5 protein-coding genes are annotated in these 4,347 nt (G+C 66.0%); all 5 read right to left on the bottom strand.

What is annotated here, in order from left to right:
• A partial coding sequence (gene tmk, locus QZ753_RS00375; protein ID WP_294640180.1) for a dTMP kinase occupies positions 1-639 on the bottom strand: 639 nt, incomplete at its 3' end.
• A 2-nt stretch (positions 640-641) separates the two neighbouring features.
• Entirely contained in the window at positions 642-1,796 is a 1,155-nt protein-coding gene (locus tag QZ753_RS00370; protein WP_294640178.1) for a D-alanyl-D-alanine carboxypeptidase family protein, read from the bottom strand.
• A gap of 122 nt (positions 1,797-1,918) precedes the next feature.
• Positions 1,919-3,067 carry a septal ring lytic transglycosylase RlpA family protein gene (locus QZ753_RS00365; protein WP_294640176.1) on the bottom strand — a complete coding sequence of 383 codons (1,149 nt, stop codon included), beginning with the start codon at positions 3,065-3,067 and terminating at the stop codon, positions 1,919-1,921.
• Positions 3,068-3,387: 320 nt separating this feature from the next.
• Positions 3,388-3,573: a hypothetical protein gene (locus QZ753_RS00360; protein WP_294640174.1), complete on the bottom strand. Its 186-nt coding sequence runs from the start codon at positions 3,571-3,573 to the stop codon at positions 3,388-3,390.
• Between the two features lie 64 nt (positions 3,574-3,637).
• A partial coding sequence (locus QZ753_RS00355) for an efflux RND transporter permease subunit (RefSeq protein WP_294640172.1) occupies positions 3,638-4,347 on the bottom strand: 710 nt, incomplete at its 5' end.

The raw sequence follows: 4,347 nt of genomic DNA, 5'->3' as shown, positions 1-4,347 counted from the left end.
AACGATGCCCTCGATCCGGGCCCCGATCTCGTCGACCGAGCCGCTGGCGGCGATGACGACGCAGCGGTCAGGTTCGCGAGCAGCGATGTCGAGGAAGGCCTGCCGCCGGGCTTTGAAGATTTCGTCGCCGTCCTTTTCGAACCGATCGGCCGCCTCGGCGGACCGACGCTGCGATAGGCGCTTGATGCTGACATCGCTCGGCACGTCTAGGATCAGCGTCAGGTCGGGGCGAACGCCCGAGGTCGTCGCGGCCTCCACTTCGGACAAGAACGCCTGATCGAGACCCGGGACCGATCCCTGATAGGCACGGGTCGAGTCGAGGAAGCGGTCGCACAGCACGAAGGCACCCCGCTGCAGCGCCGGCGCGATGACCGAGCGCACGTGATCGTAGCGGGCAGCGGCGAAAAGCAACGCCTCGGTTTCGACGCCCATGTCTTCGGCCGCTCCGGACAGGACGATATGACGGATCGCGTCAGCGCCCGGCGAGCCACCCGGCTCACGCGTCAGGGTCACGGAAACGCCAAGGGCCTCCAACCGTGCGGCCAGACGCCGGATCTGGGTCGACTTGCCGCTGCCGTCGGGACCCTCGAGCGTGATGAGGCGGCCGCACGACGGCGCGTCGGAACCCGTCGCATTCATGATCAAAGGCTCCGTATCCAGCCGAACGCGAGTTCCTGGATCGCGTCCGCCGCCCGATCCGCGAATGTCCCCTCGGCCACGTCGTCGCCCGCCTTAAGTTCGCGCTCCAGCGAGAACCGATCCTCGATCCGCAACTCCACCGTCCCGATCCTGTCGCCTCGCCGGATCGGCGCCCTGAGGGGCGCATCGTAGTGCACCTCGGCCGTCACCCTGTCGGCATGTCGCTTTGGGATCTGGGCCACCAGATCGGCGTCGAGCACCAAGGGCACCGATGCCGTCAGGCCGCCGAAGACCGGCGCCGCCGCGATCGGACTGCCAGCCACGAAGATCGTTCGCTCCTCAAAGGCCGACGATGCCCAGTCCGCCAGCGCGATCGTCTCGCGCAGCCTTGTCTGTTCCTTGTCGAGCCCGGCCAGCGCCAGGATCGTCATCCGGCCATCGCTGCCCTCGACGACGCCTACGATCGAGTACCCACCCTCCTCCGAAAACCCCATCGCCATTCCGGTTGCGCCGGGCTTGGCGGCGAGCAGCGTGTTGCGATTGCGCTGCAGGATCTTGTTCCACTCGAAATCCGGCTGCGCATAGAGAGCGTACCGGTCAGGGTAAGTGAGACGCACGTGTCGGGCGAGGACGGCGAGGTCGCGCGCCGTCGTCTCCTGACCGCCCTCCGGCAGTCCGGTCGGATTGACGAAGCGGCTGTCGACCATGCCGAGTGCCTTGGCGCGTTCGTTCATGCGCGCGGCGAAGGTCTGCTCCGATCCGTCAATCCCCTCGGCAATGATGATGGCGGCGTCGTTCGCCGCCTGAACCACGAGCCCCCGCTCCAGCGCCTCGACCGGGACCTGCGAGCGGACGGCCGCGAACATCGTGGCCGTTCGCGAGGGTGCCCCGCCCGTGCGCCAGGCATGGTTCGACACCGGCATCGCTGTGTCGGGCGCGAGGCGACCCGTCGCGAGCGCTTCGAACAGAACCTCCGCCGTCATGATCTTCGCGAGCGACGCCGGAGGAAACGGCGCGTTTCCGTTCTTGTCGAACAGGATGCCGCCGGTTTTTCCGTCCATGACGACGGCAACCTTGGCGGCAGTCTCCGGCATCATCGCAGCATCGGGGTTCTGGGCGTGCGAGACGCCCGCAAACCCGATGGCGGCAAGGACCATGGCGCTCCGGAGAAGACGCGAGGATATGTTCATGAGATGGCCGGCAGGAGGGTTGCTGCGGCTATAGATAGGGCATCGCGGCGGCGTCGTACATTGCGGCAAGCAAAGGCCCCGCGGAATGCTTAGCGCTCGTCCGCCCGCAGCACGAACGCATCCGATGCGCCGGCATCCCAGACCTCGCGAAGCAGCGTATCGGCATCCTGGCCCGGACGCATGTTCAGCGATAGCGAAACCTTGCCGTCCACCATCGTCTCGTCGAGATCGGCGCGACCGTCCGCAAGGCTCGCGACGCGCATGAGAAGGGCGACATCGTCGAGAGCACCGAGTTCGATCGTCTCGGGCGCGGACGGCGTCGCCATCATCGAAGCCAGTGCGCCCTGCGCCCCCTCGAGCTGCGGCGCGGCGGCATAGGAGAGAAGCGAACCCCGCGGCATCGGAACCGGTACGGGCGCCGAGGGCGCGGCGTCGTAGGTCTCGATCAGATCTTCGATCGACGGCGTGCGGGCCGGCGCCAAACGCGACGTCGCCGGAATCGTCGCGGCCGCGGCCTTCGGCGCCGAGAACGCGGCCGCCATCAGGAACGGCGAGCGCTCCTGACGCGAGGCAATCATCACGCCGCTCGGCAACCCGTCGTTGATCGCTGGAGCGTTGCCGGGGCGGTAGGACGCCATCAGCATCGGCGTATCGTCGCCCTCGAGCGGCGCCCGCCCGACGTACTCCACCTTCACGTCCGCGACGCCGTCATGCTGAAAGCCCAGCATTTCGGCCGCCTTCGATGAGACGTCGAGAACGCGGTCGTGCATGTAGGGGCCGCGATCGTTGACGCGGACGAGAACCGAGCTGCCGTTCTTCCGGTTCGTGACGCGCGCATAGGACGGCAGCGGAAACGTCGGGTGAGCGGCCGACAGGTGGTACATGTCGTAGACTTCGCCGTTCGCGGTCAGGCGACCATGGAAATTCGCGCCGTACCAGGACGCGGTACCGGTCTTCACGTAACCCGGCTCTTCCTTCGGATAGTACCACTTCCCGCGCACCATGTAGGGCTTGCCGGTCTGGTCACGACCGCCGCCCTTGGGCACCTTCTTCAGCCGCGTCACGCGCGGGCTGGCCTTCACGCCGAAAAGCTTGGAGGTGAAGAACGGCGCGTCGCCTTCCGGCGCGAGTTCCTCCTCGTGCGTCGAGGACGAAGTGGACTGGCATCCAGCCAGCGCCAGCGACAGGCCGAAAGCGAGCCCAAGCCCGATCTTCCGGTTGCGTCCGGCTCCAGCCATCATTCTGCCCCCAAAACTCGCCTTGGCGCGCACACCCCGTCGCGCCACCCCACCATATTCCTTCTAAAACTTACCAACAGATGAAGCGAATGCAAGTCCGGGCGAATCAAGCTCGTTTAGATTACAGATGATGGCTTGCCGAAATCTTGCCACAATCAGCTTCAAGTCGCCCCTTTTCCCGGTCGATGGGACCTTTGACTCCATCGATCGCAGCAACGCGCGTATGGCATGCGATCCGTACTTCAAGATGACTCTCGACCTCAGATGGATGCGGCGAAGTCTCACGCCGTCGAGCGACGGACTTCTCTATCCAGCCGACGTCACGCGAAGAAGTGGGCGGTGACGTTTCCGCTGATTTCGCCGGTCGCCTTGCGCCTCAGGAGGTCGATGTAGTCGGCCTGCCGCCTCTCCTCGTCCGTTCGCTCGTCGCCCAGCATGGCTTCGATTTCACCGAGCGTCTTCATCAGCCGCTCCGTGATGGAAGCGATGTCGACCAGATCCTGCATGGCGTCTCCTTTTCGGAGGGCACCCTGCCGCAACCGGCTGGCCTCAAACTGGCGCGGCTCCCGGTCAAGCGGTCTGGCGGCGAACGAGGCGACGCCCGACGAAACGCCGGGCCCGCTCGATCTCGACGAAGATCACAGGCGTGATGAAGAGCGTCAGCGCCTGGCTGACGAGGAGACCTCCGACCACCGCGACGCCGAGCGGCTGCCGCAGTTCGGACGAGACGCCGGTGCCCATCGCGATCGGGAGCGCGCCGAGCAAGGCGCAGAAGGTCGTCATCATGATGGGCCGGAAGCGTCGCAGGCACGCCTCCCGGATCGCCACCTCCGGCCCCTGCCCCTCCTCGCGCTGAAGCTCCAGCGCGACGTCCACCATCATGATCGCGTTCTTCTTGACGATGCCGATCAGCATCAGAAGCCCGATCACCGCGATGATCGACAGGTCGAAGCCGAACCACTGCAGCGCTGCGAGCGCACCGAACGCGGCGGACGGTAGACCGGAGAGGATCGTCAACGGATGGATGAAGCTCTCGTAGAGAATGCCGAGCACGATGTAGATCACGAGGACCGCCGCCCCGATCAGGAGACCGAGATTGCCGGTGGCCTGCTGGAAGACCTGCGCAGTGCCGGCGTAGCTCGTGGTGACGTTCGACGGCAGGCCGACCTGCGCCTTGATGTCCTCTACGATGCCGGTCGCCGTTCCCAGCGAAACGCCGGCCGGCAGGTTGAACGACAGGGTCACCGCCGTCAGCTGCCCCGTCTGATTGACCGTGACGG

Origin of the sequence: uncultured Aureimonas sp., from assembly GCF_913775355.1 — a bacterium.
GTDB lineage: Bacteria > Pseudomonadota > Alphaproteobacteria > Rhizobiales > Rhizobiaceae > Aureimonas.
The sequence above is the reverse complement of the archived record's forward strand: the minus strand, read 5'-3'. Positions and strand labels throughout refer to the sequence as shown.